Origin of the sequence: Cupriavidus pinatubonensis (assembly GCF_019602855.1) — a bacterium.
Classification (GTDB): Bacteria; Pseudomonadota; Gammaproteobacteria; order Burkholderiales; family Burkholderiaceae; genus Cupriavidus; species Cupriavidus pinatubonensis.
The window spans coordinates 2,391,678-2,416,297 of sequence record NZ_CP080767.1 but is presented as its reverse complement, the minus strand read 5'-3'; the positions used below and the strand labels follow the sequence as shown (position 1 = coordinate 2,416,297).

General features: G+C 64.4%; 19 protein-coding genes and 1 tRNA gene. 14 read left to right on the top strand and 6 right to left on the bottom strand.

The genetic code is table 11. The annotated features are described in order from the left end of the window. Nucleotides 1-32: 32 nt before the first annotated feature. From bamB to K2O51_RS23795, 9 genes are all read left to right on the top strand, one after another. Nucleotides 33-1,211 (top strand): outer membrane protein assembly factor BamB, encoded by a 1,179-nt coding sequence (gene bamB, locus K2O51_RS23835; protein WP_011298244.1) that lies wholly within the window; start codon nucleotides 33-35, stop codon nucleotides 1,209-1,211. Between the two features lie 244 nt (nucleotides 1,212-1,455). After that, nucleotides 1,456-2,799 carry a ribosome biogenesis GTPase Der gene (der, locus tag K2O51_RS23830; protein ID WP_140950591.1) on the top strand — a complete coding sequence of 448 codons (1,344 nt, stop codon included), beginning with the start codon at nucleotides 1,456-1,458 and terminating at the stop codon, nucleotides 2,797-2,799. A 208-nt stretch (nucleotides 2,800-3,007) separates the two neighbouring features. Next, entirely contained in the window at nucleotides 3,008-3,247 is a 240-nt protein-coding gene (hfq, locus tag K2O51_RS23825) for an RNA chaperone Hfq (protein WP_006577126.1), read from the top strand. A 278-nt stretch (nucleotides 3,248-3,525) separates the two neighbouring features. Beyond that, nucleotides 3,526-4,770 carry a GTPase HflX gene (hflX, locus tag K2O51_RS23820; protein WP_011298242.1) on the top strand — a complete coding sequence of 415 codons (1,245 nt, stop codon included), beginning with the start codon at nucleotides 3,526-3,528 and terminating at the stop codon, nucleotides 4,768-4,770. A gap of 104 nt (nucleotides 4,771-4,874) precedes the next feature. Continuing rightward, on the top strand, nucleotides 4,875-6,248 hold the full coding sequence (gene hflK, locus K2O51_RS23815; RefSeq protein WP_011298241.1) for an FtsH protease activity modulator HflK: 1,374 nt from the start codon (nucleotides 4,875-4,877) through the stop codon (nucleotides 6,246-6,248). A gap of 10 nt (nucleotides 6,249-6,258) precedes the next feature. Further along, complete coding sequence (gene hflC, locus K2O51_RS23810; RefSeq protein ID WP_220630887.1) at nucleotides 6,259-7,170, top strand: protease modulator HflC; 912 nt, start codon at nucleotides 6,259-6,261, stop codon at nucleotides 7,168-7,170. Between the two features lie 170 nt (nucleotides 7,171-7,340). Continuing rightward, nucleotides 7,341-8,492 (top strand): ATP phosphoribosyltransferase regulatory subunit, encoded by a 1,152-nt coding sequence (locus K2O51_RS23805; RefSeq protein ID WP_011298239.1) that lies wholly within the window; start codon nucleotides 7,341-7,343, stop codon nucleotides 8,490-8,492. A gap of 87 nt (nucleotides 8,493-8,579) precedes the next feature. Further along, the gene (locus K2O51_RS23800) at nucleotides 8,580-9,920 is read left to right on the top strand and encodes an adenylosuccinate synthase (RefSeq protein ID WP_011298238.1); all 1,341 of its coding nucleotides are present in this window, start codon (nucleotides 8,580-8,582) and stop codon (nucleotides 9,918-9,920) included. Between the two features lie 129 nt (nucleotides 9,921-10,049). Next, the gene (locus K2O51_RS23795) at nucleotides 10,050-10,619 is read left to right on the top strand and encodes a phosphoribosyltransferase (protein WP_011298237.1); all 570 of its coding nucleotides are present in this window, start codon (nucleotides 10,050-10,052) and stop codon (nucleotides 10,617-10,619) included. A 54-nt stretch (nucleotides 10,620-10,673) separates the two neighbouring features. Here the strand turns inward: K2O51_RS23795 and K2O51_RS23790 are convergent, their stop codons facing one another. From K2O51_RS23790 to K2O51_RS23780, 3 genes are all read right to left on the bottom strand, one after another. Further along, nucleotides 10,674-11,285, bottom strand: coding sequence for an NAD(P)-dependent oxidoreductase (locus tag K2O51_RS23790; protein ID WP_011298236.1), 612 nt, complete (start codon nucleotides 11,283-11,285; stop codon nucleotides 10,674-10,676). 106 nt (nucleotides 11,286-11,391) lie between these two features. Continuing rightward, nucleotides 11,392-11,826, bottom strand: a complete 435-nt coding sequence (locus K2O51_RS23785; RefSeq protein ID WP_011298235.1) for an Rrf2 family transcriptional regulator — start codon at nucleotides 11,824-11,826, stop codon at nucleotides 11,392-11,394. A 316-nt stretch (nucleotides 11,827-12,142) separates the two neighbouring features. Then, nucleotides 12,143-12,229: transfer RNA gene (locus K2O51_RS23780), tRNA-Leu, on the bottom strand. Nucleotides 12,230-12,299: 70 nt separating this feature from the next. On the opposite strand from K2O51_RS23780, the gene rnr reads away from it, so the two are divergent. The 3 genes from rnr to K2O51_RS23765 all read left to right on the top strand — a co-directional run bounded on the left by rnr (nucleotide 12,300) and on the right by K2O51_RS23765 (nucleotide 16,728). After that, entirely contained in the window at nucleotides 12,300-14,888 is a 2,589-nt protein-coding gene (rnr, locus tag K2O51_RS23775) for a ribonuclease R (RefSeq protein WP_041679644.1), read from the top strand. A gap of 88 nt (nucleotides 14,889-14,976) precedes the next feature. After that, nucleotides 14,977-15,717, top strand: coding sequence for a 23S rRNA (guanosine(2251)-2'-O)-methyltransferase RlmB (rlmB, locus tag K2O51_RS23770; RefSeq protein WP_041679986.1), 741 nt, complete (start codon nucleotides 14,977-14,979; stop codon nucleotides 15,715-15,717). A gap of 228 nt (nucleotides 15,718-15,945) precedes the next feature. After that, a complete protein-coding gene (locus tag K2O51_RS23765) occupies nucleotides 15,946-16,728 on the top strand; it encodes an SIR2 family NAD-dependent protein deacylase (RefSeq protein WP_011298232.1) in 783 nt (260 codons plus the stop codon). Nucleotides 16,729-16,749: 21 nt separating this feature from the next. Here K2O51_RS23765 and tal read toward each other — a convergent pair whose 3' ends face one another. Then, nucleotides 16,750-17,706: a transaldolase gene (tal, locus tag K2O51_RS23760; RefSeq protein ID WP_011298231.1), complete on the bottom strand. Its 957-nt coding sequence runs from the start codon at nucleotides 17,704-17,706 to the stop codon at nucleotides 16,750-16,752. Between the two features lie 145 nt (nucleotides 17,707-17,851). Here tal and rpiA point away from each other — a divergent pair, with 145 nt between their 5' ends. After that, nucleotides 17,852-18,538: a ribose-5-phosphate isomerase RpiA gene (gene rpiA, locus K2O51_RS23755; RefSeq protein ID WP_011298230.1), complete on the top strand. Its 687-nt coding sequence runs from the start codon at nucleotides 17,852-17,854 to the stop codon at nucleotides 18,536-18,538. Nucleotides 18,539-18,614: 76 nt separating this feature from the next. Here rpiA and K2O51_RS23750 read toward each other — a convergent pair whose 3' ends face one another. Both K2O51_RS23750 and argA read right to left on the bottom strand, forming a co-directional pair. Next, the gene (locus tag K2O51_RS23750; protein WP_011298229.1) at nucleotides 18,615-18,887 is read right to left on the bottom strand and encodes an oxidative damage protection protein; all 273 of its coding nucleotides are present in this window, start codon (nucleotides 18,885-18,887) and stop codon (nucleotides 18,615-18,617) included. A gap of 146 nt (nucleotides 18,888-19,033) precedes the next feature. Beyond that, entirely contained in the window at nucleotides 19,034-20,467 is a 1,434-nt protein-coding gene (argA, locus tag K2O51_RS23745; protein WP_011298228.1) for an amino-acid N-acetyltransferase, read from the bottom strand. A 23-nt stretch (nucleotides 20,468-20,490) separates the two neighbouring features. Between argA and hrpA the strand changes: the two genes are divergently transcribed. Then, nucleotides 20,491-24,462, top strand: coding sequence for an ATP-dependent RNA helicase HrpA (hrpA, locus tag K2O51_RS23740; protein WP_140950588.1), 3,972 nt, complete (start codon nucleotides 20,491-20,493; stop codon nucleotides 24,460-24,462). Nucleotides 24,463-24,620 lie beyond the last annotated feature (158 nt).

The following is a 24,620-nucleotide window of genomic DNA, read 5'->3' as shown; positions in this document are numbered from 1 at the left end:
TCCGCCATAACCCAATCCAGGATTCGAACCCTATGACGTTCATGCTTTCCGGTGCCGAACAACAAGGCCAGTCCCACCGCAAGATTGCCCGTGCGCTCGTCGCCGGCGCCTGCCTTGTGGCCCTGGGCGGCTGCTCGCTGTTCAGCAAGGAGAACAAGCATCCGCCGGCCGAACTGAAGCCGGTGTCGGCGACGCTGTCCGTGCGCCAGGCGTGGAAGGCGGACGTCGGCAAGAGCGGGCCGTATGCGCTGCAGCCGGCCGCGGCGGGCAACAACGTGTATGTGTCGGCCAACAACGGCACCATCATGGCGCTGGACGGCGCAACCGGCCGGACGCTGTGGAAGGCCAAGACCGACGTCGACATCACCACCGGTCCGGGCAGCGATGGCTCGGTGACGGCGGTGGCGGGCGAGAAGGGTGCCGTCTACGCGTTTGACACCAGCGGCAAGCAGATCTGGAAGAAGCAGGTCAACGGTGAAGTCCTGTCGGCGCCGCTGGTCGGCAATGGCATCGTGGTAGTGCGGACGACCGATACCCGGGTGCTCGCACTGGACGCCCAAACTGGTGAGCGCCGCTGGATCTACCAGCGTTCGCAGACGCCGCTGAACCTGCGTGCGGCCATGGGCATGGTCTTCGCCGGCGACGGCATCGTGATGGGCTTCCCCGGCGGCAAGCTGGGCGTCCTGACGCCGGCCAACGGCGTGCTGCGCTGGGAAAGCGCGGTTTCCTATCCGAAGGGCGTGTCGGAAATCGAGCGCCTGAACGACGTGACCGGCCAGCCCATGGTGAGCGGCCGCCAGGTATGCGCGACCACCTTCCAGGGCCGCGTGGCCTGCCTGGAGCTGGCCAATGGCCAGCCGCAGTGGGGCAAGGATTTTTCGTCGCCGTCCGGCCCGGCGCAGGATGACAATGCGATCTATGCCAGCGACGAGCAGTCGGTGGTGTTCGCGTTCGATCGCCAGAATGGCAACGAGCGCTGGAAGAACAACGAACTGCGCTATCGACGGCTCGGCGCGCCGCTGGTACTGGGCCGTTCGGTGGTGATGGGCGACTTCGAAGGCTATGTGCATTTCCTCTCGCGGGAGGACGGCACGGTGGTGGCGCGCATGAAGACCGATGGCAGCGCCATCAGCGCTGCGCCGGTTGTGGCGGGGCAAACCATGGTTGTCCAGACGCGCGACGGCGATGTCTACGGCTATGTGCCGGGCTGAGCCGACGATGAGCCACTGAAGCGTCAATGAGGCAGCGACTGCCCGTACACCTGTCGGTACGGGCGGCGCAATTCCGGTAGCATGATCCCTGGTCGTGCGGCGAAATGCGGGACGGGCTTGGCGCCAGTTCCGCCCGACAGGATAAGCGGCTGGCCATGCATATTTTGCATAAGGCGCCGTAGGATCAACTGACTCCGGAGTTCCAGGGGGACGGCAGGTGCCGGCCCCCGTTTCCGTTTATTGCATGAAACCAGTTATTGCACTTGTCGGCCGCCCGAACGTCGGGAAGTCGACGCTATTTAACCGCATGACCCGCTCACGCGACGCACTCGTCGCCGACCTGCCGGGCCTGACGCGCGACCGCCACTACGGAGAGGGTCGTATCGGCGATCGTCCGTTCATTGCCATCGATACCGGCGGCTTCGAGCCGGTGGTCAAGGAAGGCATCGTCGCCGAGATGGCCAAGCAGACCAAGCAAGCCGTGGTCGAGGCGGACGTTGTCATCTTCATTGTCGATGGCAGGCTGGGCCTGGCCCCGCAGGACCGCGCCATTGCAGACTACCTGCGCAAGACGGGTCGGCGCGTGATGCTCGCGGTCAACAAGGCCGAGGGCATGAAGTACACCTCGGTCGCCGCCGATTTCTATGAACTTGGCATGGGCGATCCGTACGCGATTTCGGCCGCGCACGGCGACGGCGTTCGAGAGCTCGTGGACGAGGCGCTGGAGCTGGCTGTCCAGGAGCGTCCGGAGCTGGCCGAGGAAGACGCGGACAGTGGCAAGGGCGTGAAGATCGCCATCGTTGGCCGCCCCAACGTCGGCAAGTCGACGCTGGTCAATACGCTGATCGGCGAAGAGCGCGTGATTGCGTTCGACATGCCTGGCACCACGCGCGACGCGATCTACGTGGAGTTCGAGCGCGGCGGCAAGCCGTACACGCTGATCGACACCGCGGGCCTGCGGCGCCGGGGCAAAGTGTTCGAGGCAATCGAGAAGTTTTCGGTGGTCAAAACGCTGCAGTCGATCGCCGACGCCAATGTCGTGATCCTGCTGCTTGATGCGCAGCAGGATATTTCCGACCAGGACGCGCATATTGCCGGTTTCATCGTCGAATCCGGCCGTGCCCTTGTAGTCGGTGTCAACAAATGGGATGGCCTCGACGGCCATACCCGCGATCGCATCAAGCACGATCTCGAGCGCAAGCTGCAATTCCTGAGCTTCGCCAATTTCCATTTCGTGTCTGCGCGGGAACGCACAGGCATCGGTGCGCTGATGCGTTCCGTGGACGATGCGTATGCCGCGGCCATGGTCAAGCTGCCCACGCCGCAGCTCACGCGGGTGCTACAGGAGGCCGTGGAATTCCAGCAGCCCAAGCGCGCCGGCGTGTCGCGGCCGAAGCTGCGCTACGCGCACCAGGGTGGCTCCAACCCGCCGATCATCGTGATCCACGGCAACGCCTTGTCGTCCGTTTCCGAGACCTACCGGCGTTATCTCGAGAACCGCTACCGCGCGGCGTTCAAACTGAAGGGGACACCGCTTCGCATCGAATTTCGTACGAACAAAAACCCGTATGCGGACTCGAAGGACTGAGGTCCTGGCGGGTGCCTGGCGCGGCAAGTTTTCGTTTGCGTTCGTTTGGAACTGCGGCTAAATTTGCGGTAGCAGGGGTTCTCTGCACGCTGATGCAGCTTGGTACCGTTTTTGATCTTTTTTCTGGCGCGAGCTTGCGCCGATTGACTTGAACCGGGGACTTCCGTCCCCATTATTCACCACTAAACCTATAAATTTGGAGTGTGCCATGAGCAACAAAGGGCAACTGCTACAAGACCCGTTCCTGAACGCGCTGCGCAAAGAGCACGTGCCGGTTTCCATCTATCTGGTCAATGGCATCAAGCTGCAAGGCAATATCGAATCGTTCGACCAATATGTCGTGCTCCTGCGTAACACCGTGACGCAGATGGTCTACAAGCATGCGATTTCCACCGTCGTCCCGGCTCGCGCGGTCAATTTCCGCGTGGATGATTCCGCCGAGGGCTGATTTTCCTGCCGGCCGCAACGGCTTGCGGCCTCTGCCAGCCGACATCGTGCCAATGCCAGCCGGCGTTGCCGCGGTGCCGGTCGCCGGTTCGCAAGTGCGGCCGGCATGCGGTGAACCGGAACGGCTGCCAGCTGTCCCCACGCCGCAATTGCGCAAGGGAGCGCGCGCCTGTGCAGGCCCGCTCCCGTCCCGCTGAACCGGGACACGTCCGGCCTTCTGTCCGGCTCATATCCGGACATCTCCCCAAACCGTCTCACTTCGCGCGTAGCGCCCCCCGCTTGGATCCCAGAGCTACCTCCAACACCGAACCGTCGCGTGCCATTCTCGTTGGCGTGGATTTCGGCAAGCACGATTTCCAGGAAAGCCTGAGCGAGCTTGCCTTGCTGACCACCACTGCCGGCTCCATGCCGGTGCATACACTGACCGGCAAACGTTCGCGCCCGGACCCGGCGCTGTTCATCGGCTCGGGCAAGGCCGAAGAGCTGCGGGAAGCGGCGGACGCGCTGGATGCCGATATCGTGGTGTTCAACCATGCCCTGAGCCCGGCACAGCAACGTAACCTCGAACGCTTCTTGCAGCGCCATGTGATTGACCGTACCGGCCTGATCCTGGACATCTTCGCGCAGCGTGCCCAGAGCCACGTGGGCAAGGTGCAGGTGGAGCTGGCGCAGGTTCAGTACCAGGCATCACGCCTGGTCCGTGCGTGGAGCCACCTGGAGCGGCAGAAGGGCGGTATCGGCATGCGGGGCGGCCCGGGCGAACGCCAGCTCGAACTGGACCGACGCATGCTGGATGACCGGGCCAAGCGGCTGAAGTCCGACCTTGCCCGGCTGCAGCGGCAGCACCGCACGCAGCGGCGCGCCCGCGCGCGCAACGACACCTTGAGCATTTCGCTGGTGGGCTATACCAATGCGGGCAAGTCGACGCTGTTCAATGCGTTGACCAAGGCCGGCGCGTACGCGGCCAACCAGCTTTTCGCGACGCTTGATACGACCTCGCGCCGGATGTTCCTGGACGGGCTTGGCAATGTGGTGCTGTCGGACACGGTCGGCTTCATCCGTGACCTGCCGACGCAACTGGTCGAGGCGTTCCGCGCAACGCTGGACGAAACTGTGCATGCCGACCTGCTGTTGCATGTCGTCGATGCGTCTAGCCCCGTGCGGCATGAGCAGATCGAACAGGTCAACCGTGTGCTGGCGGAAATCGAAGCGTCCGGCATCCCGCAGATCATCGTGATGAACAAGATCGATGCTGCGCCGGAACTGCTCGAGCAGGGCGTGCGTGTGGAGCGTGACGAGGAGGGCGTTCCGACGCGGGTGTTCCTCAGTGCGCGCGAGGGCATTGGCCTGGATGCGTTGCGGCAGTCGATCGTCGAGGTCGCGCAATGGCTTGCGAGCCGTCCGCCCGAGCCGGCACCGTTTGATCCACGGCTGGCGGAGCAGGGGCCGCGCTTGGACGACGAGGAGTTTGAATGGGATGAGCGCGAGGGTCACGATGATCGCGAAGATCGCCGCCCGTCCTGATCCTTTTCGGCGAGATTCGCGGCCGGATTACGCGCATTGGCCAAAAGTGGCGCAGATGACTGCTAGAATCCCCCTGTTACAAACTTCCCGGACCCGTGCACTTCATGCCCCAGTTCTCCCGGAATCCTGAATCGAGCCTGACCCCGGGCGGCCGATTTCCGCTGCGTGCGGGATGGCAGCGCCTGCGCGCAATTTTCTCGCTGAACGATCCCCGCTGGGGACGCGATGGCCAGGACGAGGAAGACAAGGACGGCCGCGCGAACGACCGGGACGGGAACCGTCAGCAGAACCAGCGTCCGCAGGATGGCCCGCCTGACCTCGACGAGCTCTGGCGCGACTTCAACCGGCGCCTGAACGGGCTGCTTGGCCGCAAGGAAAACGGTGGCGGCAACAACCAGGGATTTGGCGGACCGCGGACGCCGGGCAAGAGCTCAGGCGTGGGCGTGGGCGTCGTCGCAGCCGCGATCGTCGGCATCTGGCTGGCCAGTGGTTTCTTCATGGTGCAGGAAGGCCAGACGGCCGTGATCCTGCAGTTCGGCAAGTTCAAGTATTCGACCGGCCCCGGCATCAACTGGCGCCTGCCCTGGCCGATCCAGTCGGCGGAGGTCGTCAACCTGTCGGCCGTGCGTTCGGTGGAAGTGGGGCGCTCCACTTCCATCAAGGACAGCAACCTGAAGGACTCGTCGATGTTGACGCAGGACGAGAACATCATCGATGTCCGCTTCACGGTGCAGTACGCCATTCAGGATGCAAGCGAATTCCTGTTCTTCAACAAGACCGACCGCGGTGGCGATGAAGAGCTCGTGACGCAGGCTGCCGAGACTTCGGTGCGCGAGATCGTCGGCCGCAACAAGATGGATGCGGTGCTTTACGAGAACCGCGAGCAGATTGCGCAAGGTCTGGCCAAGTCGATCCAGTCGATCCTGTCTGCCTACAAGACCGGTATTCGCGTGATCTCGGTGAACGTGCAGAGCGTGCAGCCACCCGAGCAGGTACAGGCCGCGTTCGACGACGTGAACAAGGCCAGCCAGGATCGCGAGCGTGCGATCAGCGAAGGGCAGGCTTACGCCAATGACGTAATTCCGCGCGCCAAGGGTACGGCGGCGCGCTTGAAGGAAGAAGCCGAGGCCTATCGTGCGCGCGTGGTGGCACAGGCCGAGGGCGACGCTTCGCGCTTCCGTTCGGTGCAGGGCGAATACGCCAAGGCGCCGCAGGTGACGCGCGACCGCATCTATATCGAAACCATGCAGCAGATCTACGCCAATTCGAACAAGATACTGGTGGATGCCCGCCAGGGCAGCAACCTGCTTTATCTTCCGCTCGACAAGCTGATGGCGCAGAGTCAGGCCGATGGCCGCGGCGCGCAGACGCCGTCGCAGCCGGCCAGCGGTGCCGGCACGCCAGCGCCCACGCAGGATTCCCCCGGCGACAACCGGTCGCGCGAATCCCTGCGCAACCGTGACCGCGATTCGCGCTGAGGAGACCGTCATGAACCGACTGATTTCCTTTGCGATCGGCGCTTTCATCGTGCTCGCCGTGGTGTCTTCGATGATGTTCGTCGTGGATCAGCGCCAGTACGCCGTGGTGTTCGCCTTCGGCGAGATCAAGCAGGTGGTGCGCGAGCCGGGCCTGCACTTCAAGTTGCCGCCGCCGCTGCAGAACGTGGTGTTCATGGACCGCCGCCTGCAGACCATCGACGTGGCCGCCAGCGAGCGCTTCCTGACCGCTGAAAAGAAGAGCATGGTGGTGGACTGGTTCGTCAAATGGCGCATCACTGATCCGCGCAAGTTCTACGTCGCGTTCGGCGGCAATGTGCGCAGCGCTCAGGACCGCATGACGCAGCGTATTGATGCCGTCGCGCGCGAAGAGTTCGGCAAGCGCACCGTGGCTGACGTGGTCGCCGGCGAGCGCGAGAAGGTTATGCAGAATATCCGCGCCGGCATGTCGGAGTATGCGCAGTCGGTCGGGGTCGAGATCCTGGACGTGCGCCTCAAGCGCGTGGACCTGCTGCCGGCCATCAGTGAATCGGTGTACCGCCGCATGGAAGCCGAGCGCAAGCGCGTGGCTAACGAATTGCGCTCGACGGGTGCCGCGGAAGGCGAAAAGATCCGCGCCGATGCGGACCGCCAGCGCGAAGTGGTGCTGGCCGAAGCCTATCGCGACGCCCAGGTAATCAAGGGAGAGGGCGATGCGAAGTCTTCGCAGATCTATGCCGATGCCTTCGGCAAGGATCCCCAGTTCGCGCAGTTCTGGCGCAGCATGGAGGCATATCGCAATACCTTCCGCGACAAGCGCGACATCATGGTGCTGGAGCCGAACTCGGACTTCTTCCGCTACATGCGATCAAGCGGTGGCGCTGCGGCGCCGGCGGCAAGCGGCGCGTCCGGAGGGCGGCGCTAGCGAGACCGCGGAATTTGTGGCGAGATGACAAAACCCCGGCTTGCCGGGGTTTTGTCCGGCTGGAGGTCTGCACCGGAAGTGACGGCGCGGACGCGCTGGCCGATACCGGACTCGCCGGGTGTGCAGGCCAGGCCTGCCCGCAAACGTGTCATACAGAGAAGAGATTCATCATGTCCAACCATTGGCTGCTGCCAGAAAACATTGCCGACGTGCTGCCGTCGGAGGCCCGCAAGATCGAGGAATTGCGCCGCCGCATGCTGGACTTGTTCCGCACCTACGGCTATGAGCTGGTCATGCCGCCGATGCTGGAATACCTCGAGTCGCTGCTGACAGGGACCGGGCATGACCTGGACTTGCGCACGCTCAAGCTCGTGGACCAGTTGTCGGGCCGCACGATGGGCCTGCGCGCCGACATCACGCCGCAGGTTGCCCGTATCGATGCGCACCTGCTGAACCGCCCCGGCGTGACCCGCCTGTGCTATGCCGGCAACGTCCTGCATGCGCGCCCGGCCGGCTTCCACGCAACGCGCGAGCCGATTCAGGTTGGGGCCGAGATCTATGGCCACGCCGGCCTGGAAGCCGATGTCGAAATTCAGGAGCTGATGCTGGCCGCGCTGCAAGCTGCTGGGCTGTCGGATATCCGCATCGACCTGTGCCATGCCGGCATCCTGGAGGCACTGCTGGACGGCCTGCCATCGATCCGCCGGATCGAGGACGCGCTGTTCGCAGCGCTGGAGACCAAGGATGTCTCGGCGCTGCGCGAGATTACGCAGGGCATGCCGCAGACCGAGCGCGATGCGCTGTTGGCGCTGCCGACGCTGTATGGCGGCGTGGAGGTCATCGACCGCGCGCGGGCGACACTGCCCGCCAGCCCGGCGATCGGCCGTGCGCTCGATGAATTGGTCGCACTTGCCACGCAGGTGCGCGGGGCCAGCATCAATATCGACCTGTCCGATTTGCGTGGTTACCACTATCACAGCGGCGTGATGTTCGCGGCGTACGTGGCAGGTTTGCCGAATTACGTGGCGCGTGGCGGCCGCTATGACAAGGTCGGTGAAGCATTCGGCCGTGCGCGTCCGGCAACCGGGTTTTCGCTGGATTTGCGCGAAGTTGCCGCCTTGTCGCCGATCGAAGTGCGCGCTCAGGCAATATTCGCGCCGTGGGACGCCGATCCGGCGCTTCGCGCGGCCATTGTGGCATTGCGTGCAGCCGGGGAGATTGTGATCCAGTCGCTGCCCGGCCACACCAAGGAACTCGACGAATTCAACTGTGACCGGCAACTCGTACGCCAGGAAGCAGGCTGGGTCGTCGCGCCTCGCTAGGACTTGCCGCCGGGTGGTTGCCCCAAAAAGCGGGAATCGACCGGTAACAAGAGTAGAATACGTTTTTAACCTATTGACCAAAGCAATATGTCCGCATCCGCAGTAGGCCAGGGACGCAACGTCGTCGTGATCGGCACCCAGTGGGGTGACGAAGGCAAGGGGAAAATCGTCGATTGGCTTACCGATCATGCAAAAGGCGTGGTGCGGTTCCAGGGCGGCCACAACGCTGGCCACACCCTGATCATCGGCGGCAAGAAGACCATCCTCCGACTGATCCCGTCGGGAATCATGCGTGAAGGCACCGTCTGCTACATCGGCAACGGTGTGGTGCTGTCGCCGGAAGCCCTGTTCCGCGAAATTGAAGAACTCGAGACGGCTGGCCTGGAAGTGCAGAAGCGTCTGCGCATTTCGGAAGCCGCAACGCTGATCCTGCCGTACCACGTGGCCATCGACAAGGCACGCGAAGCGCGCCGCGGTGCCGCCAAGATCGGCACGACCGGCCGTGGCATTGGCCCTGCTTACGAAGACAAGGTGGCACGCCGCGCGCTGCGCGTGCAGGACCTGTTCGATCCGCAACAGTTCGCCGAACGCCTGCGCGAAAACCTGGATTTCCACAACTTCATGCTGACGCAGTACCTCGGCGCCGAAGCCGTGGACTACCAGCAGACGCTCGATGACGCCCTGGCCTTTGCGCCGCGCCTGGCACCGATGGTCGCTGACGTGTCCGCAGAGCTTTATGCCGTCAATGCTGCCGGTGGCAACCTGATGTTCGAAGGCGCGCAAGGCACGCTGCTCGACGTCGACCACGGCACCTATCCGTTCGTGACGTCCAGCAACTGCGTGGCCGGTGCGGCTGCCGCAGGCGCCGGCGTCGGCCCGGGCCGCCTGAGCTACATCCTGGGCATCACCAAGGCCTACTGCACGCGCGTTGGCGCTGGTCCGTTCCCGAGCGAGCTGTACGACAACGACAATCCGGCGCGCCAGGATCAAGTCGGCGTGCGTCTGGCCAACGTCGGCAAGGAATTCGGTTCGGTCACAGGCCGTCCGCGCCGCACTGGCTGGCTCGATGCCGCCGCGCTCAAGCGCTCGGTGCAGATCAATGGCGTGTCGGGCCTGTGCCTGACCAAGCTCGACGTGCTTGATGGCCTAGAAAGCATCAAGCTGTGCGTGGGCTACACGCTCGACGGCAAGACCGTGGACATCCTGCCGCGCGGCTCCGATGCTGTCGCGCGCTGCGAGCCGGTCTACGAGGAATTCCCGGGCTGGAACGAGTCGACCTTTGGCGTGAAGGCGTGGGATGCGCTGCCGGAAGCGGCGCGTGTCTACCTGAAGCGTGTGGAAGAAGTGGTTGGTATCCCGATCGACATGATCTCGACCGGTCCGGACCGCGACGAGACCATCCTGCTGCGTCACCCGTACCTGGCCTGATCCGGCGTACAACGTTGCAACGGCCGCGCGCCACAAGCGCTGCGGCTGGCAAGAACAAATCGGCCCGCGCATGCGGGCCGAACTATATCGGTCAACCGACCAGAAGACAGAAAGCAGAAAGAGCAAATCATGAATCAGCCAACGAACGACGACGAGAACCTGTGGGTATCCTGGGATGAGTACCATCGCCTGGTAGCACGCCTGTCGCTGAACGTGCATGAATCGGGCTGGAAATTCGACAAGATCCTGTGCCTTGCCCGTGGCGGCTTGCGCGTGGGTGACCAGATGTCCCGCATCTTCGATGTGCCGCTGGCCATTCTGGCCACCAGCAGCTATCGCGAGGCGGCAGGTACGCAGCAGGGCGATCTCGATATCGCGCAGTACATCACCATGACGCGCGGCGAGCTGACCGGCAAGATTCTGCTGGTCGACGACCTCGTCGATTCGGGCGTGACGCTCGAGCGCGTGGGACGCCATCTACGGGAGCGCTATCCCGCAGTGACGGAAGTCCGTTCGGCCGTGCTGTGGTACAAGGCCTGCTCCAAGGTGCAGCCGGACTACCACGTGACGTTCCTGCCCTCGAATCCGTGGATCCACCAGCCGTTCGAGGAATACGACACGCTGCGTCCGCACAACCTGTCTGCCTGGCTCAAGCGCGGAAAGCGCTCGCAGGACGGACAGGACAGCGCGCAAGCTTAACGCGCGCTATCGTGTCAAAGGGCGGCCCCACGCCGGGGCCGTCCACCATCGGCGTCAGTAGCCGACGGTGAAGCGCTGGCGCGGATGCGCCGGCTGCTCGATCTCATCGAGCATCGCAATCGCGTAGTCTTCCATCGAGATCCAGCTCTTGCCGGCGGCATCCGCCAGCAGTTGATCCTTGCCTGCACGGTATTTGCCGGTGCGCTGGCCCGGCTCGAACAGGGCGGACGGCGACAAGAACGTCCAGTCCAGATCCGATTCTCCGCTCAGTGCATTGAGGAAGTCGCGTCCCGCGGATGCCTCACTCTTGTATGCGGCCGGAAATCCCGGTGTATCGACGAGTTGGCTGCCAGGCGCCACGAACAGGCTGCCTGCGCCGCCCACCACAAGCAGGCGCGGCACGCCTGCGGCCTTGACCGGCCCCACGACCTGCTGCGCGTTAAGCTGTTCGAATCGGGCGGTGCTGATGGCCACATTGTGGCCGGCCAGCGCTGCGGCGAGCGCCTGGCTGTCGGTAGCGTCGATATCGTGCGTGGCCAGTCCTTCTCGTGCCGGCAGGCGGCTGACCGTGCGGGCCAGTGCGGTGACGTGGTGGCCGCGGCGCAGCGCTTCGTCGATCAGGCGGGTGCCGACGCGGCCCGTGGCGCCGATGATGGCGATATTCATGGTTGCTCCTTAAGTCAGGATGAAATCGGGTTAGCGGTTGCCACGTGTTTGGCGTGGAGGCTCCGATATGAAACTACTTCAGTTACATATCGGGGTAAAAAAAATTTCAGCGCTTACGACGCTGCGCAGCGCGCTCGACATCGGCGAGCATGCTCGCAATCGTGATTTCGGCCAGGGCATTATCCATCGCGGATTGGGCGCGGTCCGCCACCTGTCGCAACGCTCCGGTGATTTCCCTGCCAACCATGCACGCCGGATTGGGCGCGCTCTGGTGCAGGGTAATCAGCGCCGTCGTCTCGACCGCGCGGAATACGTCCAGCAGGGTAATACGTTCAGCGGGGCGGCTCAGTGTAGAGCCCCCGGTACTGCCCATGATGCTGGTGACGAGTCCCGCTTCGGCAAGCTGGCCGATCAGCCTCCGGATCAATGCCGGATTGGTCCCCACGCTGCCGGCAATCAGCGATGACGGCAGCGGCTCGCTGGCGCTGGCCAGCAAGGTCAGGATATGGACGGCGACGGCGAACCGGCTGCTGGTGGTCATGATGGAGAATCGAATGTGAAACCATGATAGTTACACATGAATGGGATTGTCAATCGGTGGAAAGGTGGCGGAATGCAGCTTCGTGGCGACTCGCGCGATTTTGTGTCGTAAAGGTGGCAGCAGAATGCCGGAATCGCCACTGAAACTGATACACTGGTTCGCAGCAGTCCGTATGGCTGCGATAAATCAACAAATGGAATGCAGCGGCGACTGGCTGCAAATCGAGGAGTGCAAATTGCCGGATCAGATGCGCAAGGCGAAGGCGGAAAACAAAAAACCCGCAGGCTTTGAAAGCGCTGCGGGTTTCTCGCTGATCTGGTGCCCAGGAGAGGACTCGAACCTCCACAGTGTTGCCACCGCTAGGACCTGAACCTAGTGCGTCTACCAATTCCGCCACCTGGGCAGGTGTCGAAACAACCGAAGCGCTCATTATAGAGAGCGCCGAAATTTTGTCAAATAGTTTTCAGAAAAAATTGAATCAAAACAACTATCCGATCCCTAGCCGTGAAGAAATCCTCGGCGTACTGAGAACATCGGGGTCGCCCCTGTCGGCCGGCGATATCGCCAAGGCCCTGTCCGTCACGCGCAAGGAGCATGACGGATTCCAGAAGCGCCTGGCCGCGATGGAACGCGACGGGCAGGTCGAACTGAACCGCAAGGGCCGCTATGAACTGGCCCATCAACCCAATTTCGTTACCGGCCGCGTGCAGGGGCACCGCGACGGTTTCGGCTTCCTGATTCGCGACGATGGCGAGGACGATATCTTCCTGCCCGAGCGCGAACTGCAAAAGGCCATGCACAACGATCGCGCGCAAGTGCGCGTGGTCGGCTACGACCGGCGCGGCCGCCCGGAAGGGCAGATCGTCGAGATCCTGGAACGTGCCAACCGCTACGTGATCGGCCGCCTGCTCAGTGAAGGCGGCGTGCTGGTGGTCGCGCCCGAGGACAAGCGCATCGGCCAGGACATCCTGATCCCGCCGAAGGCGCAGGGCAAGGCGCGCGTTGGCCAGGTGGTCAGCGTCGAACTGATCGAGTTCCCGGACCGCTACGTCCAGCCGGTCGGGCGCGTGGTGGAGGTGCTCGGCGATATCGACGATCCGGGCATGGAAATCGAGATTGCGGTGCGCAAGTACGGCGTGCCGCATGCGTTCTCGCAAGCCGCGGCCAAGGAAGCCTCGGCGCTGCCCGATGAGGTGCGCCAGACCGACCTGGACCACCGCATTGACCTGCGCGATGTGCCGCTTGTCACGATCGACGGCGAAGACGCGCGCGACTTCGACGACGCGGTTTACTGCGAGCCGGTGAAGATGGGCCGCAGCAAGGGCTGGCGCCTGATCGTGGCCATTGCCGATGTTTCGCACTACGTGCGGCCTGGCACGCCGCTCGATGCCGACGCGCTCGATCGCGCCACCTCCGTGTACTTCCCGCGCCGGGTGATCCCCATGCTGCCGGAGAAGTTGTCGAATGGCCTGTGCTCGCTCAACCCGCAGGTGGACCGCCTGTGCATGGTGTGCGACGCGGTGATTACGGCCAAGGGCGAGCTGAAGGGGTACCAGTTCTATCCGGCGGTCATGCACTCGGCGGCGCGGCTGACCTACAACGAGGTCTGGTCGGTCCTGTCGAACACGAAGGGGCCGGAGGCCCACAAGCGCGCCGAGCTGGTGCCGCATCTGCAGAACCTGTACGAGCTGTTCCAGGTCCTGCTCAAGGCGCGGCGCGAGCGTGGCGCGATCGATTTCGATACCACCGAGACCTACATCGTCTGCAATGCCCAGGGCAAGATCGAGCAGATCCTGCCGCGCACGCGAAATGACGCCCACCGGCTGATCGAGGAGTGCATGCTGACGGCCAACGTCTGCGCGGCCGATTTCCTCGAGCGCTTCAAGCACCCGGCGCTGTACCGCATCCACGCAGGCCCGAGCGAGGAAAAGCTCAAGAACCTGCGCGAGTTCCTGAAGACCTCGGGCCTGTCGCTCGGCGGCGGCGACAAGCCGCAGGCGTCCGACTACGCCGAGGTGATGGACAAGATCAAGTCGCGGCCCGATGCGCCGATGCTGCAGACCATGCTGCTGCGCTCGATGCAGCAGGCCGTGTACAGCCCGGACAATATCGGCCACTTCGGCCTGGCGTACGAAGCCTACGCGCATTTCACCAGCCCGATCCGCCGCTATCCGGACCTGCTGGTGCACCGCGCGATCAAGGCCGTCCTTGCGCACACCAAGTATCAGCCGGCCTTCGCTCACGGTACCGAACTCAACACCGCGATCTCCCCGAAGGCGCGGCGCCTGCAAGCCAAGGACGCCGAGCAGAAGGCGGAACTGACGGCGGCGCGTGCACGGCGCAACGAGGCGATCTGGGACGAACTGGGGCTGCACTGCTCGGCCAACGAGCGGCGTGCCGATGAGGCATCGCGCGATGTCGAGGCCTGGCTCAAGTGCTACTTCATGCGCGACAAGCTCGGCAGCGATTTCGCCGGTACCGTCAGCGCCGTGACGTCGTTCGGCATCTTCGTGCAGCTCGACGAGCTGTACGTGGAAGGGCTGGTGCACGTCACCGAACTCGGCAGCGATTACTTCCAGTACGACGAAGCGCGCAACGAACTGCGCGGCGAACGCACGGGTATCCGGTACCGACTGACGGATCGCGTGCGCGTGCAGGTGTCGCGTGTGGATCTCGACGCGCGCAAGATCGACTTCCGCCTGGTGCAGGAGCCATCGGCCAAGACGCTGCGGGCCCGTGCCGGCGTGGGCGAACCGCCGCGTGTGCCGGCCGCCCATGCGGTGCCGGCGCGCAAGAAGGGCCGGCAACTGGCGGCTTTGCTCGGCGGTACTTCCAAGCCGGAGGAGTCGTTCGATGAAACGCTGGACCGCGTGATCGAAGAGCAACCGGTGTTCGAAGCCGTGATCACGCCGCTGCGTCCGCACGTCAAGACCGGCGGCAAGCCGGCCAAGCGTGCCGCCAAGCCCAAGCCAGCCCATCTGGACAAGTCGCGCAAGCCGGCCTCGAAGACGCACCCGGCCAAGACCGCAGGCAAAACCTCGCGCACGCCGCGCAAGCGTTGAGCCTGAGCCGCTCCGGGGCGCCTCCACATCGGCGCCCCGGGCGGCACGCACAAGCGTGATGGCCGGGCCGGGCGAGTACAATCGCGCCATGGCTAAACAAAAACTTCTGATCGGCTTTCACGCCGTCACCGCGCGCTTGCGCCAGGACGCCAAGGGCGTCACCGATGTCTATGTCGAGGCTTCGCGCCGCGACCGTCGCATGCAGGACTTCATCCGCCTGGCCGAGAGCCTCGGTGTGCGCCTGCACCCCGTTGATGCCGAACGCTTGCGCGGCATGGCGGGCACCGACCGTCATCAGGGCGTGGTGGCGCGTGCTGAAGACGTGGCGCTTGCACTCAATCTCGACGAATTGCTCGATGGTATTGAGGGCACGCCGCTGCTGCTCGTGCTCGACGGTGTGACGGATCCGCATAACCTCGGCGCCTGCCTGCGTGTGGCGGACGGCGCCGGCGCGCATGCGGTGATCGCGCCCAAGGACCGCAGCGTCGGACTGAATACAACCGTGGCCAAGGTGGCGAGCGGCGCGGCCGAGACCGTGCCTTACATCACCGTGACCAATCTTGCCCGCACGCTGCGTGAACTGCAGGAACGGGGCATCTGGGTGGTCGGCACGGCCGACGGTACTGACAAGACGCTTTACGATGTGGACCTGAAGGGCCCGATGGCGATCGTCATGGGAGCCGAGGGCGAGGGCATGCGCCGCCTGACGCGCGAGACCTGCGACGAACTGGTTGGCATCCCCATGCTTGGCGGTGTCGAAAGCCTGAACGTGTCGGTGGCCAGCGGTGTCTGCCTGTACGAAGCGGTGCGCCAGCGGCGCTTGAAGTAAAGCATCCTTGTATCTGCTGCCGCTGTAACGCGGCACGTTGCCGGCCGTCCGCGCTGTCCCCGTCGCACGGGGCTAGAATCTGTGTCATCCCCTGGCCTGGCCGCGCCGGCAGCACCTGTGAGCAGGCCGTTGCCGCCGTGCCATGCCTGTCCGACTTCCTGAAGGCGATTGCTATGCAGTGCATTGCAGATATCCCGCAATCTCGGCCGACAGGCGGGAAATGACACCATGAACGATGATGCCCTTATCCCCCTGTCGTCGCCGTGGCCCGGCCTGGAAGAAGCCCGGGAACTGATTGCCCAGGCTCGCAGCGTGTTCGTGCTGACCGGGGCAGGCATCTCCGCGGAATCCGGCGTGCCGACGTTCCGGGATGCGCTGACCGGTCTCTGGGCACGTTTTGATCCCGAGGAGCTGGCGAGCGAAGAGGCATACCGCCGCCAACCGGCACTGGTGTGGGAGTGGTATCAGCATCGCCGCGACCTCGTGGCTGCCGCACGGCCGAATCCTGCGCACTATGCGCTGGTGGCTTTGGCCGCGCAGAAGACGGTGACGCTGGTCACGCAGAATGTGGACGGGCTGCACCAGCGCGCCGGCAGCGATCATGTGATCGAGCTGCATGGAAACCTGTTCGCGAACAAATGGCTGAACGGCTGCGGGCGCTGCGATGAGGCCACGGCGATTCCCGGCGATCCGCCACGCTGCAGCCTGTGTGGTGCGCTGATGCGCCCCGGGGTGGTGTGGTTCGGGGAAGACCTGCCGCGTGTGGCGCGTTTCCGCGCCGAACATGCCGCCGAGACGGCGGACCTGTGCCTCGTCGTGGGGACGTCGGGGTTGGTGTACCCGGCAGCCGGGCTGCCGGGTTTGGCCAGGGATCACGGCGCACGGGTCGTCGTGGTGAATCCGCAGCCCTCGGTGCTGGATCAGACCGCTGATGTGGTACTGCAGGCAGCAGCAGGTGCAAGCCTGCCGCTGCTATGGCCGCAGTCCGGCTCCGATACGGAGATGGACTGAGCGGCCGCCTCGGTCGGCGCCTTAGCCGGCGATTTCCGCAACCAGCTTTTCCAGCTTGATTGCGTCCGCAGCAAACAGACGGATGCCTTCAGCGAGTTTCTCGGTGGCCATGGCGTCTTCGTTGAGCTGCCAGCGGAAGGCTGGCTCATCGGCCGGGATGCGGGCAATATTGCCTGCCTGTGCGAGATCGACCGACAGCTTGCGCTCCACCGTGCCTTCGGTGCGTGCCAGTTGCTCGAGCAGGTCCGGGCTGATCGTGAGCAGGTCGCTGCCGGCCAGCGCGACGATCTGTGCAGTGCTGCGGAAGCTGGCCCCCATCACTTCGGTGTTGTAGCCGAATTTCTTGTAGTAGTCGTAGATCTGGCGCACGGAGCGCACGCCCGGATCGTTGTCGCCCGCATTGGCGGCAGCGTCCCACTGGTCGCCGGCCTGCTTCTTGTACCAGTCGAGGATGCGACCGACGAACGGCGAGATCAGTTGCGCGCCGGCCTCGGCGCACGCGACTGCCTGCACCAGCGAGAACAGCAGCGTCATGTTGCAGCGGATGCCTTCGCGCTGCAGGATCTCGGCGGCGCGGATGCCTTCCCACGTCGATGCAATCTTGATCAGCACGCGCTCGCGCGCCACGCCGCGCTGTTCGTACAGGCGGATCAGGTGGCGGGCCTTTTCGACCGTCGCTTCGGTATCGAACGACAGCCGCGCATCGACCTCCGTCGACACACGTCCGGGCACGATGGCGAGGATCTCGCAGCCGAACGCGATCAGCACGCCGTCCATCACGGCGTCGACACCGCCTTCGTTGTGGTAGTCGCGCACGGCCTGTTCCAGAAGTCCGCGGTATTCGGGCTTCTGCACCGCCTTGAGGATCAGCGACGGGTTGGTGGTGGCGTCCTGCGGCGTGTACTGCTTCATCAACTGGAAGTCGCCGGTATCGGCCACGACCGTGGTGAACTGCTTGAGTTGTTCGAGCTGGTTCATGATCGGTAAGTCGTTGCAGTCGTCATGGGGAGGCGGGAAGGCGGCCGACTCGCGGCGCCGTTGAGGCATTGTACCGTCGCGGGCAGCCTTGCCATCGCAATCCGCTACACTACGCGTTTTTCCCGAAAGCCATCTGGCTGTTGTCATGACTCAGGATGAACTCAAGGCGCTGGTGGCGCAAGCCGCGGCCGACTACGTGAAGCAGGAAGTCCCGGAAGGCGCCGTGCTCGGCGTTGGCACCGGTTCCACGGCCAATCTTTTCATTGACGCCGTGGCGGCGTTCAAGGATCGCTTCGCGGGTGCGGTATCGAGCTCCGAGGCGTCCACGCGCCGGTTGCAACAGCATGGCTTCAAGGTGCTCGACCTCAATGAAGTCGACGATATCCCCGTCTATGTCGACGGCGCCGACGAGATCGACGCCAGTGGCGCGATGATCAAGGGCGGTGGCGGCGCGCTGACCCGCGAGAAGATCGTGGCCTCGGTCGCCGGCCGTTTCGTCTGCATCGCGGACGGCAGTAAGCTCGTCGAAACGATGGGCGCCTTCCCGCTGCCCGTCGAAGTGATTCCGATGGCACGCGCGGCGGTCGCGCGCCAAGTCGCCGCGCTTGGCGGCCAGCCCCGCCTGCGCATGAACAAGGACGGCGGCATTTACAAGACCGACAATGGCAATGTGATTCTGGACGTAAGCGGCCTGAAAATCACCGATCCGCGCGGGTTGGAACAGTCGATCAACCAGATTCCCGGCGTCGTGACCGTGGGCCTGTTCGCGCTGCGCGGTGCGAACGTGCTGCTGCTCGGCACGGGCGAGGGCGTGCAGCGCACCGATTACTGATCGGCCAGTGGCTGCAAGCCACAATGAAAATGGGGTGCCGGCGGCACCCCATTTTCATTTCAATCGTGCAGGAAGATCAGGCCTGCGGAGGCACGTAGCCCGCGGCCTCGTCCGCGCCCTCGCCGAAGAAGTACTTCTCCGTCTGCTTGAGCAGATACTGGCGGGCACGCGCATCGGCCATGTTCAGGCGGTTCTCGTTGATCAGCATGGTCTGGTGCTTGAGCCAGCCGGCCCAGGCTTCCTTCGAGACGCTTTGCCAGATCTTCTTGCCGAGTTCGCCGGGCAGGGGCGGGAAATCGAGCCCTTCGGCTTCCTTGTTCAGCTTAATGCATTGGACCATGCGGGCCATGAGGACTCCTTGTGTGCGTGGTCGGAAGCCGGCGCGGCATGCCGCGCGTCCTGCGCTCCCGTTTTGTGGTTCAGTGGACGACTGGTGCGATATTGTAGCCAAGCAGGGCGGGGCGCCGCCCCACGGCGGCATTGCCCCTACATTTCCTACAGCTTTTTCATCAGCACCATCGATTTGCGCTGCCAGTTGTAGAGCTTGCGCTTGTCCTCGGGCAGGTCGTCCACATTGGCGTGGACAAAGCCGCGCTTGAGGAACCAGTGCTCGGTACGCGTGGTGAGCACGAACAGGCGTTCGAGCCCCAGCGCGCGCGCGCGCCGTTCGATACGCTTGAGCAGGCGCTCGCCGTCGCCGGTGCCCTGTGCTTCGGGCGACACCGTCAGGCAAGCCATTTCGCCCATGTTCTCGCGCGGATAGTCGTACAGCGCGGCGCAGCCGAACAGCACGCCATCGTGCTCGATCACAGAGAAGTTGCCGATATCGCGCTCGATCAGGTGGCGGCCGCGCGGAACCAGCGTGCCGTCCTGCTCCAGCGGCGCGATCAGCTGCAGGATGCCGCCGACGTCGTCGAGCGTGGCTTCGCGCAGGCTTTCCAGGTCGGTGTCGGAAATCATGGTGCCGACGCCGTCGTGCAGGAACAGTTCCAGCAGCACCGAGCCGTCGAGGTCATAGGGAATCAGGTGCGCACGCGGCACGCCGCCCTTGAGCGCCTTGACGAGGTGTTCGAGGAAGTAGGCCACGTCGGGCTGCAGGTCATTGTTCTGCAGGCGGTCCACGGCGGTGCGCAGCGACATCTCCTTCATCAGCTTGCCGACCGGATCGAGTACGCCAGGGACTTCGGTGATGAAAATGAGCTTGTCGGCCTTCAGCGTGGTGGCGGTGGCGCTGGCCACGTCCTCCATGGTCAGGTTGAAGGCTTGGCCAGTCGGCGAGAAGCCGAGCGGGGACAGCAGCACGATCTTGCCGTGGGACAGCGACATGCGGACCGATTCGCCGTCGATCTTGCGTACCATGCCGGTGTGCTGGAAATCCACGCCGTTGACGATACCCACGGGCCGCGCCGTGACAAAGTTGCCCGAAATCACGGAAAGCTGCGCGCCGGCCATCGGTGTATTCGGCAGCCCCTGGCTAAAAGCGGCCTCGATGTCCAGACGCAATTCGCCCGAAGCTTCCTTGGCGCATTCGAGCGCTGCGTTGTTGGTGATGCGCACGCCATTGGCGAATTGAGATTCGACATGGCGCAGGGCCAGCTGCTCTTCCACCTGCGGCTGCGAGCCGTGCACCAGCACGATCTGCATGCCCATGGCATGCAGCAGCGCCACGTCATTGACCAGCGCATTTAGGACGCCGGCCTTGACCAGTTCGCCACCGAAAGCGATCACGAAGGTCTTGCCGCGGAATGTGTGGATATACGGTGCGACCGCTCGCAGCCAGTCGACGAATTGCTGATGGTCCGGCGCGCCGCGCTCGCCGGCTTCGGTCTGGGGCGCGCCCACGGCGGGCTGCGATTCGGTGGCAGGCTGTGGCTCGGCCGGCTCGGAAGGAGCGGGCGCCTGCGGGGGCGTGTCGGTTCTGGCATTCATGCCGCGGATTATAATCCCGGCCAATGTCAGAACAACGTCCCGCCAAGCCTTCTTCGCCACGCCAGCCTGCCGCTGGCGCACGGCCTGCCCCCCGATCCGACGGCCGTCCCGCGCAACGCCCGCCATCCCGTTCCGGCCCGCGGCCCGAAATTGCACCGGGCGCGCCCGGCGGGGAGGCGCCGGCCAGGCGCGCGCGCCCGACACGGCCGCCGCGCCAGGCCAATCCGCTGCCGCCGATCACGTTCCCGGAGGCACTGCCGGTCTCGGCCCGCCGCGACGAGATCGCCGCGGCACTGCAGGCCAACCAGGTCGTCATCGTGTCGGGCGAGACTGGTTCGGGCAAGACCACGCAGCTCCCTAAGATCTGCCTGTCGATCGGCCGTGGGCCCGGGCGCGAAGGCGGCGGGCTGATCGGCCACACCCAGCCGCGGCGGATTGCTGCCACTTCGACGGCCAAGCGCATCGCGCAGGAACTCGGCTCCCCGGTGGGCGAGCACGTGGGCTACCAGGTGCGGTTCAACGACGTCCTGTCCGCCGGTGCCTCGGTCAAGCTGATGACCGACGGTATCCTGCTCGCGGAGACGCAGAACGATCCGCTGCTGCGCGCGTATGACACGATCATCATCGACGAGGCGCACGAACGCAGCCTGAACATCGATTTCCTGATCGGCTACCTGAAGCAGATCCTGCCGAAGCGCCCGGATCTCAAGGTCATCATCACGTCGGCCACGATCGACGCGCAGCGTTTCGCCACGCATTTCGCGGCCAACGGCAAGCCGGCCCCGGTGATCGAGGTGAGCGGACGGCTGTATCCGGTGGAGATCCGCTACCGGCCGATCCAGCAGGACAAGCCCGCCGACGCTCCGCCGAAGAGCGCGCAGGCGCGCGAGCGCGACCTGTACGATGGCATCGTCGATGCGGTGGACGAGCTGGCTCGCCTTGGCCCCGGCGACGTGCTGGTGTTCCTGCCTGGCGAGCGCGAGATCCGCGAGACCGCCGAGGCGCTGCGCAAGCATCATCCGCCGCACACCGAAATCCTGCCCCTGTTTGCACGGTTGTCGGTGCAGGAGCAGGAACGCGTGTTCAAGCCGTCGAACACGCGCCGCATTGTGCTGGCAACCAACGTTGCCGAGACCTCGCTGACGGTGCCGGGCATCCGCTATGTGGTCGATACCGGGCTCGCACGCGTCAAGCGCTATTCGTATCGCAACAAGGTCGAACAGCTGCAGATCGAGTCGATTTCGCAGGCCGCCGCTAACCAGCGCGCCGGCCGTTGCGGGCGGGTGGCCAACGGCGTTTGCATCCGGCTCTATGAGGAGTCGGAGTTCCAGGGCCGCGTGCGCTTTACCGATCCGGAAATCCTGCGCTCGTCGCTGGCGGCCGTGATCCTGCGCATGAAGGCGCTGCGGCTGACAGAGATCGAATCGTTCCCGTTCATCGAGCCGCCGCTGGGCCGCGCTATTGCCGACGGCTACCAGTTGCTGCAGGAACTCGGCGCGGTCGACGATGCCAACCAGCTAACCGGCACGGGCCGGCAACTCGCCAAGCTGCCGCTGGACCCGCGCGTGGCGCGCATGATCCTGGCCGCGCGCGAGCAGCACTGTCTGCGCGAGGTCCTGGTGATCGCCAGTGCGCTGTCGGTGCAGGATCCGCGCGAGCGTCCACAGGAAGCGCAGGAGGCGGCCGACCAGGCGCATCGCAAATTCATGGACGAGAAGTCCGAGTTCCTGGGCTGGGTCAAGCTGTGGAAATGGTTTGAAGAGGCCGTTGCGCACAAGAAGTCGAACAAGCAATTGCAGGATCAGTGCCGCGCCAACTTCCTCTCGCATGTGCGGCTGCGCGAGTGGCGCGATGTGCATTCGCAGCTTCTGACCACGGTGACCGAGCAGGGTTGGCGGCTGAACGACAGTGAGCCGACGTTCGAGCAGTTGCACAAGGCGCTGTTGACTGGCCTGCTAGGCAACGTCGGCTGCCGCATCGAGGACAGCGACGGCAAGGGCCGCGAATATCTTGGCGCGCGTGGCATCAAGTTCCACCTGTGGCCGGGCTCGCTGATCGCGCGCAAGGTCGGCCGCTGGGTCATGGCCGCCGAACTGGTCGAGACCAGCCGGCTGTTCGCGCGCACGCTGGCGCGCATCGAGCCAGAGTGGCTGGAGCAAGTTGGCCGCCACTTGCTCAAGGTCAGCTGGAGCGATCCGCACTGGGAAAAGAAGGCGGGGCAGGTGCTCGCGATGGAGCGCGCCACGCTCTACGGGCTCGTGGTGTACCAGCACCGCCGCGTGCACTACGGGCCGATGAACCCGAAGGAAGCGCGCGAAATCTTTATCCGCCGGGCGCTGGTCGAAGGCGAGTTCGACACGCGGCTGCCGTTCTATGCGCATAACCAGCGGCTCGTGCGCGAGATCGAGAATCTTGAACACAAGTCGCGCCGCCAGGACGTGCTGGTCGATGACGAGCTGATCTACGCGTTCTACGACCGCGCGATTCCTGCCGACGTCTGCCAGCAGACAGCGTTCGAACAGTGGTACCAGACTGAAAGCGCGAAGGACCGCAAGCTGCTCTACCTGAACCGCGACGAGCTGATGCGGCATGAGGCGGCCGGCATCACGACGGACTTGTTCCCCAAGACCATGTCCGTGGCCGGCGTCGACATGGGACTGACATATCACTTTGAACCGGGCAGCCACCGCGACGGTGTGACGCTGGCCGTGCCGCTGTACGCGCTCAACCAGGTACGCCCGGAGCGCACCGAATGGCTGGTGCCGGGCATGATCAAGGAGAAGGTTCACCTGCTGCTGAAATCGCTGCCGCAGAAGCTGCGCCGCCATTGTGTGCCGCTGCCGGACTACGCCGCCGGCTTCGTCGCGCGGCAACCGTTCGGCGAGGGCGAGCTGACCGACGTGCTGATCGCCGATATCCGCGAACAGACCGGCACGATGGTGCGGCGCGCCGATTTCAAGCCGGAGACGCTGTCCGCGCACCACTTCATGAACTTCAAGGTGGTCGACGAGCACGGCCGGCAGTTGGACATGGGGCGCAACTTGGCGCAGCTTCGCGCCGAACTCGGTGGCCAGGCGCAGCAGTCGTTCCAGAACATTGCCGCGCGCGACGTGCCGGCGGCCGAAGCCGGCCAGTACGAGGGTTTGACGTCCTGGTCGTTCGGCGAACTGCCCGAGCTGCTGGAGATCCGCAAAGGCAACCAGACGCTGTTCGGCTACCCGGCACTCGTGGACAAGGGCACGCATTGCGACGTCGAGGTGTTCGACGATCCGCAGGAGGCCGAACGTATTCACCATGCGGGCCTGCGCCGGCTGTTCGCATTGCAGCTGCGCGAGCAGGTCAAGTTCATCGAGAAGAATATCCCCGGCCTGCAGCAGATGGCGATGCAGTACATGACGCTCGGCACGCAGGAGATGCTGCGGGAGCAGATCGTGCTGCTGGCGCTGGAACGGGCTTGCCTGCAGGCGCCGTTGCCCCGCAACGATGCCGAGTTCACCGCGCGCAAGGACGAGGGTCGGGCCCGGTTGTCGCTGCTCGCACAGGAGATCGCGCGGCTGGCGGGCACCATCCTGGCCGAGTACGCCGGACTGCCGCGCAAGCTGCTGCAGGCCAAGCCGTTCGGCACGGCCTACGCCGACATGGAAGCGCAGCTTGGACGCCTGATGGGCAAGCAGTTCATCATCGACACACCGTATCCGCAGCTCGTGCATTTCCCGCGGTACCTGAAGGGTATCGCCATGCGCGTGGACAAGCTCAAGGGCGACCCCGCTCGCGACACGCAGCGCATGCAGGAAATGATGCCGCTGCTGCAGCAATGGCAGCGCGCAGAAAAGCAGTTGCGCACGCAAGGCAAGGGGGGTGCCGATGCCAGGCTCGACGAATTCCGCTGGATGCTGGAAGAACTGCGCATTGCGCTGTTTGCCCAGGAACTGCGCACGCCTGTGCCGATGTCGGTCAAGCGGTTGCAAAAGGTCTGGGAGGCGATGCAGCGGTAAACCACCGCAGGACCATGCCGATGGGGCAGGAACAGCACAAAGATGTGTAACGAATTGTGAAAGACTTGTTCCTGATCAGTTCGCCGGTCATCGTGGCGTCGGTCCGAAACGTTAGAATGTGCGATTCCGCCTATGGATTAACTGGACTTATGCTCGTG

What these genes read in the sequence shown, in the direction of transcription:
- hrpA (WP_140950588.1), top strand. Translation starts at nt 20,491, where the DNA reads ATGTCAGAACAACGTCCCGCCAAGCCTTCTTCGCCACGCCAGCCTGCC.
- hfq (WP_006577126.1), top strand. Translation starts at nt 3,008, where the DNA reads ATGAGCAACAAAGGGCAACTGCTACAAGACCCGTTCCTGAACGCGCTG.
- K2O51_RS23805 (WP_011298239.1), top strand. Translation starts at nt 7,341, where the DNA reads ATGTCCAACCATTGGCTGCTGCCAGAAAACATTGCCGACGTGCTGCCG.
- der (WP_140950591.1), top strand. Translation starts at nt 1,456, where the DNA reads ATGAAACCAGTTATTGCACTTGTCGGCCGCCCGAACGTCGGGAAGTCG.
- hflC (WP_220630887.1), top strand. Translation starts at nt 6,259, where the DNA reads ATGAACCGACTGATTTCCTTTGCGATCGGCGCTTTCATCGTGCTCGCC.
- K2O51_RS23790 (WP_011298236.1), bottom strand. Translation starts at nt 11,285, where the DNA reads ATGAATATCGCCATCATCGGCGCCACGGGCCGCGTCGGCACCCGCCTG.
- rlmB (WP_041679986.1), top strand. Translation starts at nt 14,977, where the DNA reads ATGGCTAAACAAAAACTTCTGATCGGCTTTCACGCCGTCACCGCGCGC.
- K2O51_RS23765 (WP_011298232.1), top strand. Translation starts at nt 15,946, where the DNA reads ATGAACGATGATGCCCTTATCCCCCTGTCGTCGCCGTGGCCCGGCCTG.
- bamB (WP_011298244.1), top strand. Translation starts at nt 33, where the DNA reads ATGACGTTCATGCTTTCCGGTGCCGAACAACAAGGCCAGTCCCACCGC.
- K2O51_RS23750 (WP_011298229.1), bottom strand. Translation starts at nt 18,887, where the DNA reads ATGGCCCGCATGGTCCAATGCATTAAGCTGAACAAGGAAGCCGAAGGG.
- tal (WP_011298231.1), bottom strand. Translation starts at nt 17,706, where the DNA reads ATGAACCAGCTCGAACAACTCAAGCAGTTCACCACGGTCGTGGCCGAT.
- K2O51_RS23785 (WP_011298235.1), bottom strand. Translation starts at nt 11,826, where the DNA reads ATGACCACCAGCAGCCGGTTCGCCGTCGCCGTCCATATCCTGACCTTG.
- rpiA (WP_011298230.1), top strand. Translation starts at nt 17,852, where the DNA reads ATGACTCAGGATGAACTCAAGGCGCTGGTGGCGCAAGCCGCGGCCGAC.
- K2O51_RS23795 (WP_011298237.1), top strand. Translation starts at nt 10,050, where the DNA reads ATGAATCAGCCAACGAACGACGACGAGAACCTGTGGGTATCCTGGGAT.
- K2O51_RS23800 (WP_011298238.1), top strand. Translation starts at nt 8,580, where the DNA reads ATGTCCGCATCCGCAGTAGGCCAGGGACGCAACGTCGTCGTGATCGGC.
- argA (WP_011298228.1), bottom strand. Translation starts at nt 20,467, where the DNA reads ATGAATGCCAGAACCGACACGCCCCCGCAGGCGCCCGCTCCTTCCGAG.
- hflK (WP_011298241.1), top strand. Translation starts at nt 4,875, where the DNA reads ATGCCCCAGTTCTCCCGGAATCCTGAATCGAGCCTGACCCCGGGCGGC.